3 protein-coding genes are annotated in these 22,093 nt (G+C 69.2%); all 3 read right to left on the bottom strand.

Annotation, left to right across the window (positions count from 1 at the left end):
- Positions 1-21 precede the first annotated feature (21 nt).
- Genes entS through VZC37_RS08375 form a run of 3 tightly spaced genes read right to left on the bottom strand, consistent with a single transcriptional unit; the run spans position 22 to position 22,093 of the window.
- Entirely contained in the window at positions 22-1,314 is a 1,293-nt protein-coding gene (entS, locus tag VZC37_RS08385) for an enterobactin transporter EntS (RefSeq protein ID WP_330432011.1), read from the bottom strand.
- Positions 1,311-14,534, bottom strand: a complete 13,224-nt coding sequence (locus VZC37_RS08380) for an amino acid adenylation domain-containing protein (protein WP_330432010.1) — start codon at positions 14,532-14,534, stop codon at positions 1,311-1,313. The genes entS and VZC37_RS08380 overlap by 4 nt, the downstream gene beginning before the upstream one ends.
- Entirely contained in the window at positions 14,531-22,093 is a 7,563-nt protein-coding gene (locus tag VZC37_RS08375; RefSeq protein ID WP_330432009.1) for an amino acid adenylation domain-containing protein, read from the bottom strand. The genes VZC37_RS08380 and VZC37_RS08375 overlap by 4 nt, the downstream gene beginning before the upstream one ends.

Below are 22,093 nucleotides of genomic sequence, written 5' to 3'. Positions count from 1 at the left end.
GAGATCGATGGCCGCGCGATGTCAGCGGGGCGATTCCGCGTGGGTCGGCTCCCGGATGACCCCGGTGAGCGATCGCAGGGTCACCGCCGCGATCACCGAGAGCACGAGCAACCCGATGCCGTAGTAGACGATCGCATCCGAGGCCACCCAGATCGTGCCGAAGGCGCCGGCCACGAGCGCGCCAACACTCACTCCGCCGACCTCCTGGGCCATCCAGACACCGTTGACGCGGCCGAGCAACGGCCCGGGGGTGTGGTGCTGGATCAGCGAGTAGCGCAATACTTCCTGGATCGCCTCCAGCACGCCGACCACCAGCAGTAGCGCGATCGCCAGCCACGCCAACGGAGCCAGACCGAACAGGATCTGTACGGCGAAGGTGGCTGTCAGCGCCGACACCAGCAGCACTCCCGGGCGCTTGACGGTCGCCAGCCATCCGCTGGTGAGTGCGGCGACGATGGCTCCGGCAGCAACCGCGGCGTAGAGCAGTCCGGTCGCCCGGGCGTCGCCGCCGAACCGTTCGGCGACCAGACCGGGCAGCAGTGCGACGACACCGGCGCCCAGCATGGCGAGCACACCGACGATCATCACTCCCAGGACGACCCGTTGATCGGCGATGAACCCCAGCAACGACGTCGGTCGCTGCGGCGCCTCGTCCGGCGGTGGCGCAGGTGCGGGCTCTTCGCCCGCGATCGGTGCCGTCGGCGGCATCGACGGCAGACCCAGCAGGATGAGAACGGTCGTCGTCGCGAGGCAGGCGGCGACCACATACGCCCATTCGACTCCCGCCGCGGCGATGACGAAACCGGCGATGCCGGGGGACACGGCCGAGCCGATCCGGACGGTCAAGGCACTGAGCGCCCCGACCGCGACCAGTTGGTCGCGCGGTATCAGGGTCGGGACCGCAGCCATCAACGCCGATGTCGACAGCGCACCGATCAGGCCGTCGATGCCGGCCAGACCGTACAGCACACCGACCGACGGTGTGCCGGAGATGAATCCGAAACCGTTGATCGCCAAACCGGCGAACGACAGCGCGGCACCGCTGCGTCCGACCAGGATCAGCCGCTTGCGGTCGAACCGGTCGGCCAGCGAACCGCCGACGATCATCCCGACGAACGTGGTGATGCCGGTGACAGCGGTGGCCGCGCCGACGTGAGCCGACGAGCCGGTGAGCTCGAACATCTGGATCGGTACGGACACCAGCAGCAGACCGATACCGACCAGCGAGATCAGCCGGGCGACGAAGATCCGCCGGAACGGCTTGCTCTCGCGCAGGGGCGAGATGTCGACGAACAGCGAACGAGTGGCGGTCACGGTCCGACCACCTCGTCGGCGACGGCGTGCAGGGTCGCCACCCACGCTCGGGCGAGGTCTTCGATCAACGTGGGGTCTGCCATCCCCGGCTGATACGTCCAGGTGGCCTGCATGCGTGTTCCTTCCGGGCCGTCGAGGGTCGTCACGTCGATGATGAGGCCGTAGCCGGCGGGCATCGCGTCGTCGGGGCCGATCTCGGCCGATTCGGGTGCCATACCCCAGTCGCCGAACTCGAAAGAGCGGTAGCGGCCGAGGTAGTTGAATTCGATGGCAGCGCCAGGCAGTTCGTGTCCGTCGAGGTATCGGAGCAGTCCGTAGCCGATGCCCCCGTCCGGAAGATCGGCCCGCTGCGAGACAAGTAGTCGGATCTGCTCACCTGCGGTACCGGCACCCCCGACCTGAACCGGATGGACCGCGGTGAACCACCCGACGGTCCCGTTGAGATCGGCTCCCGGCACCAGGTGTTCCTCCCTGCCATGCCCTTCGAGATCCACGAGCGTCGGTGCGCCGACCGCGTCACCGAACGCGCCGAGCAGCACATCGTCCACGCCGGCGCCGAGCGCTGCGGGGACGTCGCCGAGCAAGCGTGCGGCCAGCGCCGGATCGATGTCGACCCGATGCCGTCGTGCCGAGCCCTGCCGATCGATGGTCGGATCGAGCGGACGGGTGAACACGCGCGATGGGCCGTCGACGTCGACGACGTCGTGCCACACCTGCAGTTCGCCGGATCGATCGAGGTCGACGAGTTCGCCGGCCCAGGCGGCGAAGGCCGTGGGTGCCGGGGGCAGCGCGGGTTCGTCGACGCCCTCACCCAGCTGGGTGTAGATGGCGAGCAACTCCGGCACCAGACTGCGCCACGACACGCCGTCGACCACCAGGTGGTGGATGGCCAGAAGCAGGCGACCGGGCTCGTCGCCGAGGTCGACCCACACCGCCGAGAGCATCACGCCGGCCCGCGGATCGAGTCGTGCCCGCGCCCGGCGGGCGACCGCTTCGATGTCGCGGTCGGTCTCGCGCACGAGCAGCGGGCCGGACACGCGGTCGGGCACCTCGAATCGCCACGGTGTCTCGGCGACCAGACGCGCGCGCAGCATGTGATGACGTGCGACGAGAACCGCCAGCGACTTTTGCAGCAGGGTGTGGTCGAGGTCGGCCGGAACCCGCAGCAACGCGGACTGGTGGAAACCACGGATCAGCTCGGCCGGGTCCGTCCTGTGCGACCGGACCCGCTCGTCGGTGACCAACGACTCGAGCCACCGCACTATGGGTGTCGCGGGGACCTCGCCAGAGGTGATGTCGGGCAACGCTTGTGGCGCTGTGGCCGACGGTGCACCGATGGCCGTGGCGAGTTCGGCGGCGGTGCGGTGGGTCATCACGTCGCGAGGTGAGACGGTGAACCCCTCCGAGCGCAGCCGCGCCACGAGCTGCATGGCCACGATGCTGTCGCCGCCGAGCTCGCCGAAGTCCTCGTCGAGGCCCACCCGATCCCGCGGCACATCGACCACGTCCGCGATCGCCGCGCAGATGCTTTGCTGCACCGGCGTTTCCGGGGTGCGGATGACGGTGTCGAGTTCGGGTTCGGGGAGCGCCCTGCGATCGATCTTGCCGTTGGGCAGTTCGGGGAATCCCGACAGCGCCACGATGGCCGACGGCACCATGTAGTCGGGCAGCACGCCGCGGAGACGAGCGCGGAGCTCAGATGGCTGCACCTCCGCGTCGTTCCCGGTGACCACGTAGCCGATCAGTCGACCGGACCGGGCGACCGCGAGTGCCGCGTCCACCCCGTCCATCGCTGTCAGTGCTGCCTCGACCTCGCCGGGTTCGACCCGGAAGCCGCGGATCTTGACCTGATCATCGCCACGCCCGCGATACTCGAGTCGGCCGTCGGCGTTGCGCCGGACGGTGTCACCGGTGCGGTACATGCGTGAGCCGTCGCGGGCGAACGGATCGGCGACGAACCGCTCGGCGGTGAGTTCGCCGCGACCCAGGTAGCCGCGGGCCAGGCCGGCACCGGCGAGATAGAGCTCCCCGTCGACCCCGTCCGGCAGTGGCAGCAGGTACGCATCGAGGACGTAGGCGGTGGTCCCGTCGACGGGCTCACCCACGATCGGGTGAGCGGCGTCGGCGGCTCGTGCGACCAGGGCGTCGACGGTCGCCTCGGTCGGCCCGTACAGGTTGTACGCATCCGAACCGGACAGCTCGCGGAGTTGCTGCCACTGCGCCGGAGGCACCGCCTCGCCACCGAAACCGATTGCGGCCATGGATGCCTCGGCGCCATCCAACTGTCGTAGATGGGACGGGGTGAGTTCGAGGAAGTCCCACGACTCGGCGGTGAGCTGGGCGGCCAGGGCCTGTGCATCGCGCTGGGTGTCGTCGTCGACGATGCTGATCTCGTGCCCGTCCAGCAACCAGAGCTGTGGCTGCCAGGACGCATCAAAGGCCAGCGACCATGCGTGACCCACCCGCAGGCGATCGCGCCCGGTACGGGCCCGGGTCGGCGCATGCAGTATCCGACGGTGGCTCGCGAACAGGTTCGTCAAACCACGATGGGGGACCACGACACCCTTGGGGGTACCCGTGGAGCCGGACGTGAAGATCACATAGGCGGGATGATCGGGCAGCAATCTCCGCGCACGGTGGAACTCGCCGCCGGGCACGGGGCCGTCGGCCGGTGCCAACAACGGATCGTCGAGACCGTCGACGATCCGGGCCGGCCGGGCGATCGACAGCATGGCCTCGACACGATCGTGGGGCGTACCGGGTTCGATCGGCAGGTACGCAGCTCCGGCGTAGAGCACCGCGAAGATCGTCTCCAATGCCCGGACGCCGCGTGGGAGGGACACCGCGACAACATCTTCGGGTCCGATGCCGGCGTCGACCAGGCGTCCGGCGATGGTTCGGACCCGATCGTCGAGTTCCCCGAAGGTACGGGTGCCGTCGGCGCCGCGCAGTGCGGGCGCCGTCCGATCTCGACCGACGACGTGGTCGAGGAGATCCGGGAACGTCGACGGGGCGGCCGCGGGGCAATGGTCTTCGCGGAGTTCGGTGGGGACCCGGATGTCGAGGCCGCGCAACGGTGCGTCCGGCTCGGACGCGACGAACTCGAGGATCCTCAACAACCGTCGAGACATCGCCTCGACCGTGGCGCGGTCGAAGAGGTCGGTGCTGTATTCGATGACTCCGCCGACCCGGGGTTCGTCACCGGAGGTGTCCTCGGTGAAGTCGAAAGACAGGTCGAACTTGGCGGTCGTGGGCGGCGGCGGGGTGGTGCCGTCCCCGGTGGCCGGGAGCCGGCCGTCGACGTAGACGATCATCGTCTGGAAGAGCGGGTTGAGTGCGGCCGATCGGGCCGCCCCGACAGCCTCCACGACCTGTTCGAACGGGATATCCCGGTGATCGAGCGCGGCGAGGTCGGCGGCGCGGATCCGGTTCAGCAACTCGGTGGCCGACGGATTGCCGGACACGTCGGTCCGCAGGACGACGGTGTTCAGGAAGAAGCCGACCAGCCGGTCGAGCCGGGTGTCGTTGCGGATGGTGACGGGTGTGCCGAGCGGGATGTCGGAGCCGCCCGCGAGCCGGGAGAGGAGCACGGCGACGGCCGCCTGCACGATCATGAACATCGAGGTGCCGGTGGTGTCGGCGAGCCGACGAAGGGACCGGACCAGATCGCCTGGGAGCGCGAGGAACACGCCGTCGCCGCGCCCGGACGGCCGGGGTGGCCGTGGCCGGTCGTAGGGGAGGGTCAATTCCTCCGGCGAACCGGCGAGCGCGTCGCGCCAGAAGTCGAGCTGGGTGTCGCGCTGCTCCCCGGAAACGACCTCCCGTTGCCAGGCGGCGAAGTCCGCGTACTGCAACGGCAGTTCGTCCCACGCGGGTGCGTGACCGCTCCGGCGTGCCACGTAGGCGGTGTCCAGGTCTGCCCGCAACGGCGCGGCGGACCATTCGTCGGTGGCGATGTGATGGATTGTCACGACCGCGATGTCGTCGGTTGCGCTCACCCGGATCGGGATCTCGCGGTCGAGGTCGAAGGGATGCGCACCGGTGGCGAACAGTTCCGCCGCGTCGGCTGCGTGGGTGACCACCACGTCCGGCGTCTCGACGATCTCCGGCCGCTGATCAGGGTAGCGGGTGCGCAATACCTCGTGCCGCCGCACGACATCCGCGACGGCCGCCCGAAGGGCTGGGTGATCGATGGGCTCGCGGCCATCCGGGCCGCCCGGACGCCACAGCATCGGGACGTTGTAGGTGGACGTGGGTCCCGACACCGCGTGCAGGGTGAGCATCTGCTCCTGGCCGAAGGACAACACGGGGGTCGGGTCGGTTCGGCGTCCTAGCTCGATGGCCGTGGTGAGCACCCCGGCGGAGGAGGACAGCTGCGCCGCGAGACCGGCCACTGTCGGATGGTCGAACACTGTCTTCAGTCCGACCTCGTAGCCCAGGGTGGCGCGGACGAGATTGGTCACCTTGATCGCGAGCAGGGAGTGTCCACCCAGCGCGAAGAAGTTCGCGTGCACGTCCCGGACCGTCGATCCGAGAGCGGCGCCGAATATCTCGGCCAGGTCCGCTTCCAGGTCGCTGCGTGGTTCGGTGCCCGCCGCCGTCGCGGCCGTGGGCATCGGGAGGGCCAGCCGGTCCAGCTTGCCGGTGTGATTGAGGGGCAGCTCGTCGAGAACGACGATCGGGGCCGGAATCATGTAGCCCGGCATCGTCGCCGCGAGTTGCGCGGTCACCCCGGCCACGATGTCGGCATCGTCGGCGACGTGTTCGCGCTCGGCGACGACCCAACCGAGCAGACGGTCACCGTCGACGGCGACGGCGGCCGCGGCGATGTGCGGCAGCGCACGCAGCGCGGATTCGATCTCACCGAGCTCGATACGGTTCCCGCGCACCTTGACCTGGGTGTCCGAACGACCGACGTACTCGAGCACGCCATCTCGTCGACGGACCAGGTCTCCGGTCCGATAGGCCCGCGCCCCGGGCACATCGCCGGTGGGGTCCGCGATGAAACTCGTTGCGGTCAGCGAATGTCGGGCGTGGTAGCCCCGGGCGAGAGCGGTGCCGCGGACGTAGAGTTCGCCGACGGTTCCGTCCGGTACTCGTTGGAGGGTGTGGTCGAGCACGATCAGGTCGGTACCCGCGATCGGCACGCCGATGGGGACGGTGCGTGTCGACGCATGCGGCTCGGCGACGAAGTCGGTCACGACCACGGTCGTCTCGGTGGGTCCGTACGCGTTGATCAGCTCCAGCCCCGGTGCGTGAGAATGGACGCGGGCGGCGAGTTCGGTGGACAACGCCTCACCGCCGGCGATGATGTGGCGCAGCGTCGGCACGCTCGGTACCAGGTCGACGAAGATGTCGAGCAAGGACGGCACGAACACGGCGGTGGTGACGCCGTATTCGGCGATGATCTGTGCCTGCCGGGCGGGATCGCGTTGCGCGCCCGGTTCGGCGATGACAGCGCTTGCGCCGGTCACGAACGGCATCAACAGTTCCCACACGGCGCCGTCGAACCCGACGGGTGTCTTGACCAGCACCCGGTGATCCGGGCCGAAAGTGCCTCCCGGCATCGATTCCCATCGCCACCGCAGCACGTTGACCAGATTGTGGTGTGTCACGACGACGCCCTTGGGCCGACCCGTCGAACCGGACGTATAGATGACGTACGCCGGGTTGTCCGGTCGTGGTGCCGCGATCGGTGACGTCGGTGCCTCGTCTGCGGCCATCGCCACCACACCGTCGGAGGTCAGTGACAGGGTGGGGAGCTCAGTGGGCACCAGTGCTGCGGCGGCGGGGGTGTCGTCGACGATGACTACGGCCGGAGAGCCGTCGGCGATCATGAACGCCACCCGGTCGGCGGGCAGGTCGGTGTCGATCGGTAGATAGGCGGCACCCGCGCGCAGCACCCCGTGCAGTGCGGCCAGCTGGGTGACACCGCGCTCGGCGATCACCGCGACGACACTCTCGGGGCCGACTCCGTGGCCGACGATTGCCGCGGCGACCCGCTCGGCCACCCGATCGAGCTCACGATAGGTGAGTTGGCCGCCGACGGTGTCACACAACGCTATTCGATCGGCATGGTCGTGCGCAGCGGACCGGAGCAGGTCGATCACGGTGCCGCCGCCGGACATCTCGGCGGGGCCGCTCTCGGCGGCGCGGATCGCCGCGGTCTCCGCCGACGGCAGGACTCCGATGGCGTCGATCCGGACACGTGGATCACCGGCCACCGCGTCGAGCACGGCACCCAGACGTGCGAGCAGTCGGTCGGCCGTGGCGGCATCGAACATGTCGGTCGCGTATTCGAGCCCGATGGTCAGTTCGCCCGTGGCGATGACGTCGACGAACGTGAATGCGAGGTCGAACTTGGCGGCGACCGCGGTGAGCGGTTCGAAGGTGGCCGGCGCGCCGAGGAACTCACCGGGCACCGCGTCGAGCGGAAGGTATCCGACCGTCACCTGGAACAGCGGGTTACGCCCGGTGACGCGTGGCGGGGAGATCCGTTCGACGATCTGCTGGAACGGCACGTCGGCGTTGTCGAAGGCGGCGAGGTCGAGGACTCGGACGCGTTCCAGGAGTTCGTCGAAGCGCGGATGTCCGGTCAGGTCGGTTCGGAGCACCTGGGTGCCGACGAAGAATCCGACGAGATCGTCGAGGGCGGGATCGTTGCGCCCGGACACCGGTGTGCCCAGCGGGATGTCTGCGCCGGCACCGTCTCGGTACAGCAGCGTGGCGACCGCCGCCTGCAGCAGCATGAACATGCTTGCTCCGGCAGTGCGCGACACCTCCGCCAGCCGGGCGCGTGTCCCGGCATCGACGGTGCTGGTGGCGGTGGCGGCGGGACCGACGCTTCCGGGTCGGCGGGGCCGGTCGCGGGGGAGATCGAGTTCCTCGGGCAGGTCGGCGAGTGTCTGCGCCCAGTAGTCCAGCTGGGTGTCGCCGGACTCCGCGATCCGTCGGTGTTGCCACAGGGCGTAGTCGGCGTACTGCACCGGCAGGGGGGTGAACTCCGGGGACATCCCGGCCACCCGAGCGGCGTAGGCGACGGTGAGGTCGGTCAGCAACGGTCGGTCCGACCACTCGTCGGTCGCGATGTGATGCATCGCGATGGTCAGCACGCCGGCCCCGTGCCGATCGGCTGTCGCGAGCCGATCGAGCCGGACCCGGATCGGCGGCGCGCACCGCAGATCGAATGGCCGGGTGAGGAAGTCGCGGGCACGCGCGGTCACCGTGGCCTGCACGTCGGTTTCGAGTTCGCCGCCCTGGATGTCGCCGCCGTCGATGGCGGTGGCGTGGATGTCCCCGACCTCGACGACGTCGGGGATCTCGTCGACCGCGAGAACCCGTTGCAGCGGCTCACCGTCGCTGTCGTCGATGACCGTCCGAAGACTCTCGTGGCGCTCGAGGACGTCGCGGACGGCGGCCCGTAGGGCGGTGTCGTCCACCCTCGCGCCCAGGCGCACCACATGCCCGTAGTGGTACGAGACATCGGTCGGATCGAGTGCGTACAACACCCACAAGCGTTCTTGGGCAGGGGACAACGGGATTCGGTCCGGCCGCGGACCAGCGTCGATATCGGAGGTCGAACCGGTCATCCGGGCGCGCAGCGCCAACTCGGCGGGTGTGCGGGCCTCGAAGAGGTCGCGGATCGCGAGTTCGGCGCCCAACTCGGCGCGTAGTGTCGCCGCCAATTTCATCGCCGCCATCGAGTGGCCGCCGAGCTCGAAGAAGTCGTCGTCGATCCCGACCGGGCATTCGGGCGCGGCCGGTTCCTCGTGCTGTGCCGGTTCCCCATGGTGTGCGGATGCCTCGCTGGTGAGGCCCAGCACATCGGCGAAGATCTCGCAGAGCCGGAGCTCCAGGTCGGTCCGCGGTGGACGCCGCACGCCGGTCCGCTGCGGCTGCGGCAGGGCGCGCACGTCGAGCTTGCCGTTGACCGTCATCGGGAACTCGTCGACCACCGCGAACAGGGTCGGCACCATGTAGTCGGGCAGGTCGGCAGCGAGGCCGCGTCGGACGTCGGCAAAGTCGAGTCCCGCCGTGACATCGGCGGGGATGATGTAGGCGACAAGACGTTTGACATCGGGCGCCGCGGGATCGGCGGTGGCGACGACAGCCGATGCGGCGACGTCGGGCAGTGCCGTGAGCGCCGCGTCGATCTCGCCGAGTTCCACCCGGTGGCCGCGCACCTTGACCTGATCATCGGTGCGGCCCAGGAAGTCGAGGTTGCCGTCGGGCCGAACCTTCATCAGGTCGCCGGTCCGGTACAGGCGGCCGCCTCTACTGAAGGGGTCGGCCACGAATCGCTCGGCGGTCTGATCGGGACGCCCCAGATAGCCGCGGGCCAGGCCGGCGCCGCTGATGTAGAGCTCTCCGGCAACACCGCGGGGCACCGGCCGGAGCCACGGGTCCAGCAGATGCGCCGTGGTGTTCCAGATAGGTGTGCCGACAGATGACGTCGGGGACTCGTCGGTGCCCACACCCAGCGTGTTGATGGTGTACTCGGTCGGGCCGTACAGGTTGTAACCGAACGTATGCGGATGCTCGCGCAGCCGCGTCCACACCGGCTCCGGAACCGCTTCGCCGCCCAGCAGAACGAGCGGTGGTACGTGGTCGCCGTCGAGCAGGCCGTCGCTGAACAATTGCGCGGCATAGGTGGGCGTGACGTTGATGACGTCGATCCGGTGCGTGTTGCAGTAGGTCACCAGCGCCGCCGAATCGCGACGCAGGTCTTCGTCGCAAACGTGTACCTCGTGTCCCTCGACCAGCCACAACAGTTCTTCCCAGGACATGTCGAATGCGAACGACACGGTATGCGCGATCCGGAGGCGGCGATCGATCCCGGCCGCGGCGGCGACCGCGATCGCCGGCTCGAACACCTTCTCGCGGTGATTGAGTTGCATGTTCGTCAGGCCGCGGTACGGCGTGATGACACCTTTGGGTCGGCCGGTCGATCCGGATGTGTAGATGACATAGGCCGGGGAATCCGGATCGACTGCCGGAGAAACCCATTCGGACGTCACGGTCTCGGGCAACCGCTCGACGTCGAGGACCTGCACGCCGGGCACCCGCATGGTTGCGGAGGCGAATCGGTCCGCGACGTCGCCGCGGGTGAGGATGATCGCGGGCCCTGCGTCGGCGATGATTCCCAGCAGTCGCTCGTCGGGGTGGTCGAGTTCGAGCGGGAGATAGGCGCCACCCGCACGCAGGATCGCGAAGAGTGCGACTACGGTCTCGATGCTCCGCGGGATCGCCAGCGCGACCACGGTTTCGGCCCCGACGCCGTGGTCGTGGAGCACATGCGCCACCCGATCAACCTCGGATTCGAGCTCGGCGTAGGTGAGTCGCCGGGCGCCGAACACGAGGGCGTCGACCTCCGGGATGGTCGCGGCACGTTCGGCCAGGAGGCCGGACACGGTTGTCGTGGGCAGGTCGTGAACGGGACCCGGCAGCGGTGCGTCACCGGGAAGCGCGGCGTCGAGGGCGGCCACCGGCTCATCGAGGTGCGACCCCAGGTCGGCCAGGAGGGATCGGAAGCGGGTGACGAAATCGTCGGCGACCGAGGCATCGACGAGATCCGTGCGGTACTCCAGGCGAAACCGGATCGACCGGCCCGGGGTGACGACGAGAGCGAGCGGGTAATGCGTGTGGTCGAGGCTTCCCTCGCCGATCACGTCGTGCAGTTCGGACTGGATGCGCTCCTCGTCCTCGGTGCGAAAGTTCTGCAGCACATAGAGAACGTCGAACAGCGCCTGGTGTCCGGTTTCCTGTTGCAGCCGGGCCAGCCCGATGTGGTCGTAGGACATCAGCGCCACCCGGTCGGTCTGGATCTGCGTCAGCAGGTCGCCGACGGTCTGCGCCGGATCGAGCCGGGTACGGACCGGGACGGTGTTGAGGAACAGGCCGATGACGGTGTCGATTCCGGCCACCTCGGTGGGACGGCCCGCGACGGTCGATCCGTAGGCGACGTCGGTGCGTCCGAGCATCCGGGACAGGGTGAGGGTCAGAGCGGCGGACAGGACGGCGTTGAGGGTCACGCCGGCGGTACGGCCGTCCGCACGGAGACGATCGGATGCGTCGACGCCGAGGTCCACCTCGATGCGTTGCGGCGGCCGGGGTGTCGCGGCGACCGCGCGCGGCGCGACGAGAGACGGCTCGTCGTAACCGCTGAGATGTTCGCGCCATGCGGTGAGTGCTTCCGCGTCGTCGGTCCGGGCGATCCAGCGCAGGTAGTCGCCCAGCGACGCCTCGCGCGGCGGGACCGGGGTGCCGTTCAGGTGGGCCAACAGCCGGGAGACGAAGAGCCCGCCGGACCACCCGTCCCACAACAGGAATCGGCGATTCACCACCAGGCGGTCTCGTCCGTCCGGCAGTCGGATCAGCGTCGTGCGCCACAATGGCGCACGGTCGATGTCGAAACCGGACGCCCGGTCGGCGGCGAGCACGGCGTCGACTTCGCCGTCGAGGCGCTCGGCCGTCACGTGGGCCAGGTCGACGACCGTCAGATCGGGCTCCACCTCGGCCATCACGATCTGTACCGGGGTGCCGTCGTACTCGACGAATGCGGCCCGCAATTCGGGGTTCGTTGCCAGCAGGGTTCGGGCGGCAGTCCGGACCGCGTCGGCGTCGAGGTGATGGCCGAAGTCCAGCCAGAACTGTGCGGTGTAGATGTCGGCGTCGGTGTCGACACGGGCCTGGTAGTACAGGCCTTCCTGCAGCGGGGTGAGCGGCCAGACATCCTCGATCTGTCCGTGACGATCGGTCAGACGCGCGATCGCATCGTCGTCGAGGTCGACGAGGCGGGTGTCGGTGGCACAGGACACGGCATCGACGATCGAGTCGACGACCCTCTGGGCGTCGGCGATCCGGTGCGGGTCGACGCTCACCTCCACGGCCCATCCGGTCTCGCCCGCATCCCGCTGCTCGTCGACGATCGCGACGGTGAGCGCATGAGCGGTGGGCAACCCGTAGTCGCCCAGCAGAACCGACGGCGCGACGGCGCTGCCCGCGGCGAGCGCCGCGGTCACGGCGCCGCCGACCTGCGGCGAACCGAAGCGCAGGATGTCAAGTGCCGGGCCGGGGACCGCGACCGGACTCGGGTTCGCGAGCGTGAGGCGTGCCGGGCTCAACGCCTGCCATGGGCCGGCCGTCCGGTCGGCTCCGGCCGGGCGCAGGTCGACCACGTGGTCGACGAGGAGCTCGGCGGGCATCCGCGGTCCGAAGACCTGCGCGAGGGCGGGTAGAACGACGGGTCCCAGTGCGGCGCCACCGACCAGACTCGGTCGGCTCGTCGAGAGCGTGTGGCGTCGCCGTAGACGAATCGTCCCCGATGCCGCGTCGGTCGCCGGACCTTGTTGGGATTCCGAGTGCGACGGTGCCGGCAGTTCTCCACCCGGGACGAGGATGTCCAGCCAGGTGGGCAGCGCGGAGGGGTCGGCGGCGGCCGCCGTCAGGCCGCTCGCCACCCGATGCATCGACACCGGGACCGGGTCGATCTCGACGTCGCGGCCCGCCCGGTGATCGTCGATCGCGGTACGCAGATCGACTGCGAGCAGACGGGCCGATACCGGATCGACGACCGCGGCATCGACCGCGATCCGCAGCTCCCCGGAGGCCGGTACGTAAATCGCTTGCGGCGCCGTGAACACGTCAGGCAGACGGTCGGCAACCGTGAGCTCGATGGTGTGGTCCTCGGCTGGGTCGGTGTGCAGGGTCCAGACCATCGGTATCGGCCGCTGCAGGGAGGTGCGTAGGGCGCCATGGCGTGCGACGAGCGCCGAGACGATGCCGGCAATCGCTTCCGGCGGTGTGCCCGGATCGACGTGTGCGCGGAACAGCCGCGGGGACAACGACTCCGGATCGATCCCGGTGTCGCGGAGCCGCAGCACCGCGGGTGGCGGTGCGAGCGAGCCGTTCTCGACATCGTCGACGGTGGCGGGCCTACCGGCGGCCAGCTGCCCCAGACGTGCACGGGGATCCTCGGCGAGGGCCGCCAGGAACGAACGGAAATCGTCGGCGATCGTGTGCACTTGGTCGCCTGCGGATTCGACGGCCCGTAGCACGACCTCCGCCGGCCGGTCCTTGCGGCGCATCTGGATCTGGATCTCGACATCGGACACCGGTCCGGAGGCCAGCGCGTGCGCGGTGAACTCGTGGCCGCCGATCATCTGCCGTGTGGTGTTCGACATGACGTTCACGCCGAGTCCGAACATGCGGTAGCGATCGCCTGGACGTTCGGACGCAGTGGTCAGCGCCCGACCGAGATCCTCACCGCGGAAGCGGCTGTGCGCGAGCAGTCCGTAGAGGGCCTGGTCGATTCGGCGCGACAGATCGGCCACGGTGTCGCGGGGGCCGGCGGTCACCCGCAGCGGCAGGACGCTGGTGACCATCGACGGAGCCGTGCGGACTGCCCGGTCCAGACGGCCGGTGACCGGCAGAGCGAAGACGAGATCCTCGTGGCCGGTGCGGATCTGGGCGAAGCCGGCGACCGCCGCAATCAGGAGCACGGTGGGACGCACGCCCGTCTGCGATGCCAGTGTTCGCAACGGCGCCATCTGTTCGACGGGGAGTTCGAAGCGGGCATGGATGTGGCCCTTGCCCGGCGGCAGTTCCTCGTCGAGCAGCCGCACCGGAGTAGGCCGATCCGACATCCGTTCCAACCAATACGATCTGTCGACCCCGAAGGCCGGGCCGGTCCGGTAGGACGAGTCGGCCGTCAGGATCGTCGACAGATCCCACGCGCGGTCGACGGGGACTCCGTCGTAGTTCTCCTGTACCGCCTTGAGGAAGTGGATGAGTCCGACACCGTCGGAGACCAGGTGATGCACCTTGAGGTAGATCACGTGGGTGTCGACCGCGGTGTGCAGCACGGTCATCTCGGTCAGCGGACCCTCGTGGACGTCCATCGGTCGGGACATGTCCTCGGCCATCCACGCGGTCGCGGCACCGTCTATGCGCACGTCGACGACCGGAAGCTGCCAGCGGTCCGCCGGTAGCAGGCGTTGCCGAAGATCACCGGCGTCGTCGACGAACACCGCTCGCAACGCCTCCGCGGACTCGAGCGTCGCCACCAGCGCGTCGCGCAGGCGATCGAAGTCGAGGTGGCCGTCGACCTCCGCATACAGCCCGGTGTTGTACAGGGCCGGGTCCCCGGCCACCTGCATCGCAAGGTAGATGTCTCGTTGGCCGGCGAGAGCAGGCACCGTCTGAAGCGAGGTGGATGTCACGGGTGCACTCCGATCGCCGGTGAAGTGGTGGATTCGGCAGCCGTGGCGAGTGTTTCGAGGACCGCCTGCCACTCGGCCGAGAGCGCGAGAACGAGGTCGGGGGACATCTGGTCGGGCAGGTACATGAATGTGGCGGCGAGGACCGGTCCGGTGACCTCGTCTCGACACACGACGTCGACTTCCAGCGGGTAGCCGCAGCCGAGATCGGCGTCCGGCCTCGCGTCGAGCGACACCGATTCGGCCGACGGTTGCCATGCCACACCGCCACCGACCGGGAACCGGCCCAGGTAGTTGAACAGCACGCTCGGCCTCGCCAGCGTCGCCAGGGCCGCCGACGTCTGACCGCTGAGGTGGCGGAGCATGCCGAAACCAGCACCTGCCGAAGGTATCTCGTTCCACAATCGGTCGGCGTCGGCGATCGCGGTGGTGATGTCGTCGGCCGTCGGCAGGCGCAGCGGTGCGACAGTGGTGAACCATCCGACGGTATGTGCCAGGTCGACATCGACGAATCCGGCGAGATCGGTGTCGCGGCCGTGCCGTTCGGTGTCGACGATCAGGTCACCGGTGCCGAGGACGCGGGTGGCGGCCACGCGCAGGGCTCCCAACAGGATCGCGGTGACGCCGGCTCCCAGATCCGCGGGGATCTGCGAGAGCAGCGAGGCGGTGGCCGACGACCCGAGGGTCACCACATGCCGCTTCTGGTCGCCGACCCGGCCTCCCGACGGAGCCGTACCCGGCATCAGGTCGCCACCCGGCGCGAGAACCGCCGCCCAGTGTGCGGCTTCGCCGAGCAGCGCTGGGTCGGCGGCGCGGGCGGCCACCAGTTCGGCGAAGTCGCGCATCGAGGTGCCGCCGGTCAGCGGTGTCGGTGTGCCGCCGGCGAGGATGTCGCTATGGAAAGCGGCGAGGTCGTCGAGGATGATCCGGCGGGAGACGCCGTCGACCGCGAGATGGTGGATCACCAGGATGAGTCGTCCGTTGCCACCCGGCGGTGGTTGCAGGAAGGTGGCTGACACCATGCGGCCGTCGGTCGGGGCCAGACGCGCTGCCGCGTGATCGGATTCCGTCGCGACGATGCGGTGAAGGTCGTCGTCGCCGCCGATCCCCACGACGGTCAGCAGATCCTCGACCTGGACCGATCCGGGCGGATGTGCGCGCAGGCTCCACACGACGCCGGCGACGATATCGAGCGACATCCGCAACGCCTCATGACAGTCGAGAAGTGCCTGTAGCGCGGCGGTGATCGAGTCTCTGTCCGCATCGGCCGGTGTGTCGACGACGAGCGCCTGATTGAATCGGTCGACGGTGCCGCCGAACTCGCGGAGGCGTTGGACGATCGGCAACAGCGGAATCGTGGCCGCGGTGACGGGCGCGTCTCCCGGGGTCGTGCCGCCCTCGCGGGTCGGAGTGGCGTCGATCCATTCCGCGACCGTCGCGAGGCCCGCGATCGTGCGGTGGGTGAACACGTCTCTCGGTGTCAGGTGCAGTCCACGACGACGTGCCCGATTGACCATCGTCGTGGAGATGATGCTGTCGCCGCCGAGCGCGAAGAAGTCGTCGTCGACGCCGAGATCAGGTGCGCCGGCATCGTCGCGGCCGATGCCGAGGCTGTCGGCGAAGATGTCGGCGAGCGCGTGCTCGATGTCATTCGTGGGTCGCCGACCGCCGGGGGCGCGATGGACCTCGGGTTCGGGCAGCGCGGCGACGTCGGTCTTACCGTTGACGGTCACCGGGATGCTGTCGACGGGCACGATGGCAGCGGGCACCATGTGCTCGGGCAGCACTGCGGAGAGCGCGGCCCGCAGCGACTCCGGCTCGCTTACGCTGCCGACCACATAGGCCAGGATCCGCTCGGCGCCGTCCGGTCCGGGACGGGTGATCACCGCGACGTCGTCGACGCCGTCGAGTGCTGCTGCCGCGGAACGAATCTCGCCGAGCTCGATCCGGAATCCGCGGATCTTTACCTGGGTGTCCGAGCGGCCGACGTAGCAGAGGCGTCCGTCGCGGTCGTGGCGGAACAGATCGCCGGTCCGGTACATCGTCGCGCCTGAGTGCACCGGATCGGCGACGAACCGCGCCGCCGTGAGCCCTGGGCGACGCAGGTAGCCACGCGTGACCTGCGGTCCGGCGAGGTACAGTTCACCGGCGACCCCGGGCGGTACCGGCCGCAGGTACTGGTCGAGCAGCCGGCCGCCGAAGCCCGGCAACAACCGGCCGACATCGCTACCCGTGGCACGGGAGATGACTCCGGTGTCGATCGCGAGATGGCTGGCATGCACGGTGATCTCGGTGATGCCGTACATGTTGACCGGTCGGACGTGCGGGTGACGTCCCATGAACCCGCCCAGCCTCGGGAGGTCGAGGGCCTCCCCACCGAAGATGACGTAACGCAGCGTCGACAGGTCGATTGTGGCGGTCCCCGGGTCATCGTCGGCGGTGTCCAGGGCGAAGAAGGCCGTCGGTGTCTGGTTCAGCACGCTCACGCGCTCCGCGGCGATCAGCGCCCCCAGCTCGTGCGGTGATCGAGTGGTGGCGCGATCCGGGACGACGATACTCCCACCGGTCGACAGGGCACCCCAGAGTTCCCACACCGAGAAGTCGAAAGCGTAGGAGTGGAACAACATCCAGACGTCGTCCGGGCCGACGTCGAACAGACCTGCGGTTGCGTCGAGCAGCGCGACGACATTCCCGTGTGAGACCGTGACGCCCTTGGGCCGCCCGGTGGAGCCGGACGTGAAGATGACGTACGCCGGCCATTCCGGTGTCGGCGACGGGAGGTCCGCGAGTGCGGCGATGGCTCCCACCTCGAGGGCCCCGTCCATGATGTTGTCGCGCCCGCGGTCGAGGTAGGCGGAGTCCACGGTGAGGCTCGGAGTGGCGTCGGCGATGATCGTCGCGACACGTTCCGCCGGGTAGTCGGGGTCGATCGGTACGTATGCCGCACCCGCCCGCAGGATCGCCAGTATCGCCACCACGAGGTCCGGGCCGCGGTCGAGGAGCAGGGCGACGAGATCGCCGGGCGCCACGCCATCGTCGACGAGTCGTCGCGCGAGCTGCGCACTGCGCTGGTCGATCTCGCGGTAGGTGAGGCGGCGGTCGCCGGCGACCACCGCGGTCCGGTCGGGTGTGCGGGCGGCGGTGTCGGCAAACACCTCGACGAGGGTGCGCGCAGTGCCAGGGCGAGCAGGTGGGAGGCCGCGGAGTGCATCCGGGGTGGGCTCGGGGTCCAGGCGCAGCTGCGCGAGCCGCGTGCCCGGGGCGGTGGCGAGCAGTTCGAGCGCCCCGATGAGCCGATCGGTGACCGCGTGGACAGTGACCCGATCGAAGAGTTCGGTCGCATACTCGACGCGCAGCCGGATACCGGCGTCGTCGGAAAGTTCGACGAACTCGAAGGTCAGGTCGAACTTGGCGGTGTCGGTGCGTGGGAAGACCGGTGCGGCCTCCAGCCCGTCGAAGTGCGGCGCGACGATCGGGTCGCGATACTGCACCATCGTCTGGAACACGGGATGCCGTGCCAGCGAGCGCTCGGGGGCCAGCGCGGTGACGACGGCGTCGAAGGGCACGTCCTGGTGGGCGTAGGCCGCGAGATCGGTGTCGCGAACCCGCCGGATCACCTCTTCGAGATCGGGGTCGCCGCTCAGATGGGTGCGGAGTGCGACGGTGTTGACGAACATCCCGATGAGGTCGTCGGCAGCCGTGGTGGTGCGTCCGGCGATCGGGGAGCCGACGACGATGTCGTCACCGGCGCCCGACGCCGACAACGCCACGGCGACCGCGGTGTGCACGACCATGAACATCGATGCCCGGTGGGCGTGCGCCCGGTCGCGCAGCACCGCGAGCCGGTCGGCGTCGAGTTCCACGACGATCTCGTCGCCGACATGGTCACGGTCGATGCCGCGCGGGCGGTCGAACGGCAGGGGGAGTTCGTCCGGGGCGCCTGCGAGAGTCGAGCGCCAGTATGCGAGTTGGCGATGGGCGAGGGACTCGGCATCGTTCGCGTCGCCGAGTCGACCCAGCTGCCAGACGGTGTGGTCGGCGAACTGGATGGGCGGCGCGGCGATGTCCGCGCCGTTGTGGCCGTCGGCGAGTTCGTCGAACAGTCGGCGTGCCGACCACTCGTCGGCGGCGATATGATGCACGGTGAGCAGCAGCACCGCGGTGGTCGCGGAGGTCCGTAGCAGATCTGCTCGGATGGGCGACTCGGCGGCGAGATCGAATGGGCGCGCGATGAGTTGCGACATCGTCGACGTCACGCCCTCGGTGGCGATCTGGTGCTCGACGATGACGAGATCGTCGGCGATGGCCGGCGGGTCGATCACCTGGGTGCCGTCGACGATCCTGGTGCGGAGGATCTCGTGTCGGCGGATGATGCCCCGCAGCGATGCAGTCAGGCGATCACGGTCGATGGCGGTGTCGTCGGTGACGCGGAGTTCGACGGCGAACGGCACCGTGTAGGCCGCGTCGCCGATGCCGCTCTGGAACCACAGCCCGCGCTGTGCCGGCGACAACGGTAGGGGATCCGGACGCGTCGTGAGGGGCGTCGGTTCGTCGCGCGTCGTCTGCGGATCGACTTCCGGTGCCCCGACGTCTCGTGCACCGACGTCGCTTGCGGTGTCGAGCAGCCCCACGATCTGCGCGAGGACCGGATGGTCGAAGACGTCGGCGACAGTGAGTGCGACGCCGGTCGCCACGCGCAGGCGGGTCAGCACTCGGGTCGCCGACAATGAGTGCCCGCCGAGATCGAAGAAGTCGTCGTCCATGCCGGGGTTCTCGATGCCCAGGACCTCTGCGACGGCGTCGCTGACCTGCTGTTCGAGAACGGTTTCCGGCATGCGCGAGGCGGTGGGTGCGCCGATGTGCGGCTTCGGCAACGCACGGCGATCCAGCTTGCCGCCCGGTGTCTGCGGCAAGGAATCGAGCCTCGTCCACGTCGAGGGCACCATGTAGCCCGGCATCGCCTGCGCGAGGTGTGCGGACACGCTTGCGGCGGAGGCGGTTCCGGTGAAATAGGCGTCGAGACGGGTGTCACCGTCGGCGTCACTGCCGGCGATGACTGCGCCCTGGGTGACCCCGTCCGCGGTGAGCAACGCGGCCTCGACCTCACCGAGTTCGACGCGGTTGCCGCGGATTTTGACCTGCCCGTCGGTACGGCCGAGAAGTCGCAGGCAACCGTCCACGTCCACCAGTGCACGGTCGCCGGTGCGGTACATGCGCGTGGCATGACCGCCGGGGTCGGCGACGAACCGGGTTGCAGTCCACTCGGGTCGGCCGTGGTAGCCACGGGCGGATTGCACGCCGGCAACGTACAGCTCGCCGGCGACGCCGGCGGGGACCGGCCGTAGATGGCGATCGAGTACGCGGAGCTCACAACCGGGTACGGCGGTGCCGGCGTGCACGTCGCCCGTGATGACGCCGGTGGCGACGTCCCCGGCGACCTCCGAGGAACCGTAGGAGTTGACCAACTCGTCGGCGTCGGCACGCAGCCGCTCGGCCGCGATCGGTGCGAGCGGCTCACCGGAGACGATCCACCGGCGCAGGGTGAGCGGGCCGGCTGTCGACTCGGCGGATTCCGCGATCGCGCGGGCCAACGACGGAACGGCGGTCACCTGGTCGGCTCCGGCCTCGAGGGCGAGTTCGGCGAGGGCCGTCGCATCGCGGGTGGTGATGTCGTCGGCGACCACGACCGTCGATCCCGCCGCGAGCGCACCGAGGATCTCCGTCGTGCCGTCGATGAACGCGATCGAGCTTTTGGCGAGCACGGTGGTGCCGGCCCATTTCCCGGCGGCCCAGGCGATCCGGTTGGCGAGTGCGCCGGCCGTCCCGAGCACGCCCTTGGGCACACCGGTGGAACCAGAGGTGTAGACGAGGTACGCGGCCGCGTCCGGCGCCACGTCGACCGGCGGGAGGATCTCGGCATGTTCTGCGATGGTCGACAGGCGCGACAGTTCCGCGCTGTCGATGACGAGGTCCGGTGTCGCATCGTCGAGCATGAATCGAATCCGGTCAGGCGGGTACGCGGGATCGATCGGCAGGTACGCCGCACCGACCCGCGCGACGGCGAGCAGCGCGACCACCATGTCGACGTCGCGGTTCAGCCGAATCGCCACCACCGACTCCACACCGATCCCGCGCGAGGCCAGCGCGGAGGCCAATCGACCTGCCGCCGAATCGAGTTCGCGACAACCCAGGCGGCGCTGACCCGAGACCACGGCGATGCGGCGGGCGGACCGTGCCGCGGCGTCCGCGATCTGCGCGGCCACCGACCGAAACGCCGGCGCAGCCGGGGAGGGAGCGGTAGCAGGTTCGATGAGACGGCCGGCCCGGTCCAGTCGACCCACGGCGGACGCGGGCCCGTCGACGAAGGCGTCGAGGTAGCCCACAACCTCAGACAGCAGTTCGGGAGCGGCACCGCGGTGCTCGAGTAGCAGTCGGATCTGCGGCTCGTCTTCGACGAGAAGCGTCGCCGGGTAGGTGTTCTCGTCCTCGATGTGGGGACGCACTGAGCCGCGGGGAAAGCTCTCGAACACCACAACGGAGTTGAACAACTCGCCCATCCCCATCTCGGACTGGATGTCGCCCAGTGCCGTGTGGTGGTGGTCGAGCATGGCGAGTTGCTCGCGTTGAATCCGCGAAAGCAGTTGGGAGACGGACTCGGCCGGGTCGAAACGGATGCGAACGGGGATCGTGTTGACGAGCATCCCGACCATCTCATCGACGCCGTCAACGGTCGGCGGCCGTCCGGACACCACTGCGCCGAACACCACGTCGTCGCTGTCGTTGTGTTCGGCCAGCACCAACGACCAGGCGACCTGGATCAGCGTGTTCAACGTCGCCCCGGATTCCCGGGCCAGGCGCCGTAGCTCGGCCGAACGCTCCTCGGAGTAGCGATGATCCACCACCTGCGATGGCAGCCCGGCAGACACGTCGACGACCGGAACCGGCGTGGGACCGGACAACCCGTCGAGTGCATGCCGCCATCCGGCGATGTCGTCGACCCGCTCGGAGTGCCACTGCAGGAAGGTGCTGATCGGGCGTGGCGGCGGGAGCGTTTCACCCCGATAGGCCCGCACGATCTCGTCGAGGACTCGGTGGATCGACCATCCGTCGACTGCCACGTGATGGGCGATCATCAGCAGCGGACAGTCGTCGCCGGTGGACGATCCCGCGAGCAGGACGAAACGAATCGGCGGCGGCGAGGTCAGGTCGACACCCATCTCGCGTTCACGTGACCGCACCGTATCCAGATCCATTGGCTCATCGAGAACCGTCAGCGGGACGTCGACGGTGGAATGGACCCGCGCGACGGGTTGCCCGGTCCGTCGCCGTGTGTAGGAGGTCCGCAGCGCCGCGTGTCGGTTCATCACGGTGGCGATGGCGTCGGTGAGCCGCGGCACGTCCGGGGCACCGACGTAGGCGGTGAGATCGAGGTCGGCGAGGATCAGGTAGGGGTCGGTGGCGGCCGACGGGCGGGGGGCGGTGGAGTGATAGACGATCGCTTCCTGCATCGGGGTGAGTGGCAGGATGTCGTCGATCGCTGGCCGGGCAGAAGGTCTGTTCAC

Origin of the sequence: Gordonia sesuvii, from assembly GCF_036350415.1 — a bacterium.
Lineage (GTDB): Bacteria > Actinomycetota > Actinomycetes > Mycobacteriales > Mycobacteriaceae > Gordonia > Gordonia sesuvii.
Note: the sequence above shows the minus strand (reverse complement) of the source record. Positions and strands in the feature narration are given on the sequence as shown.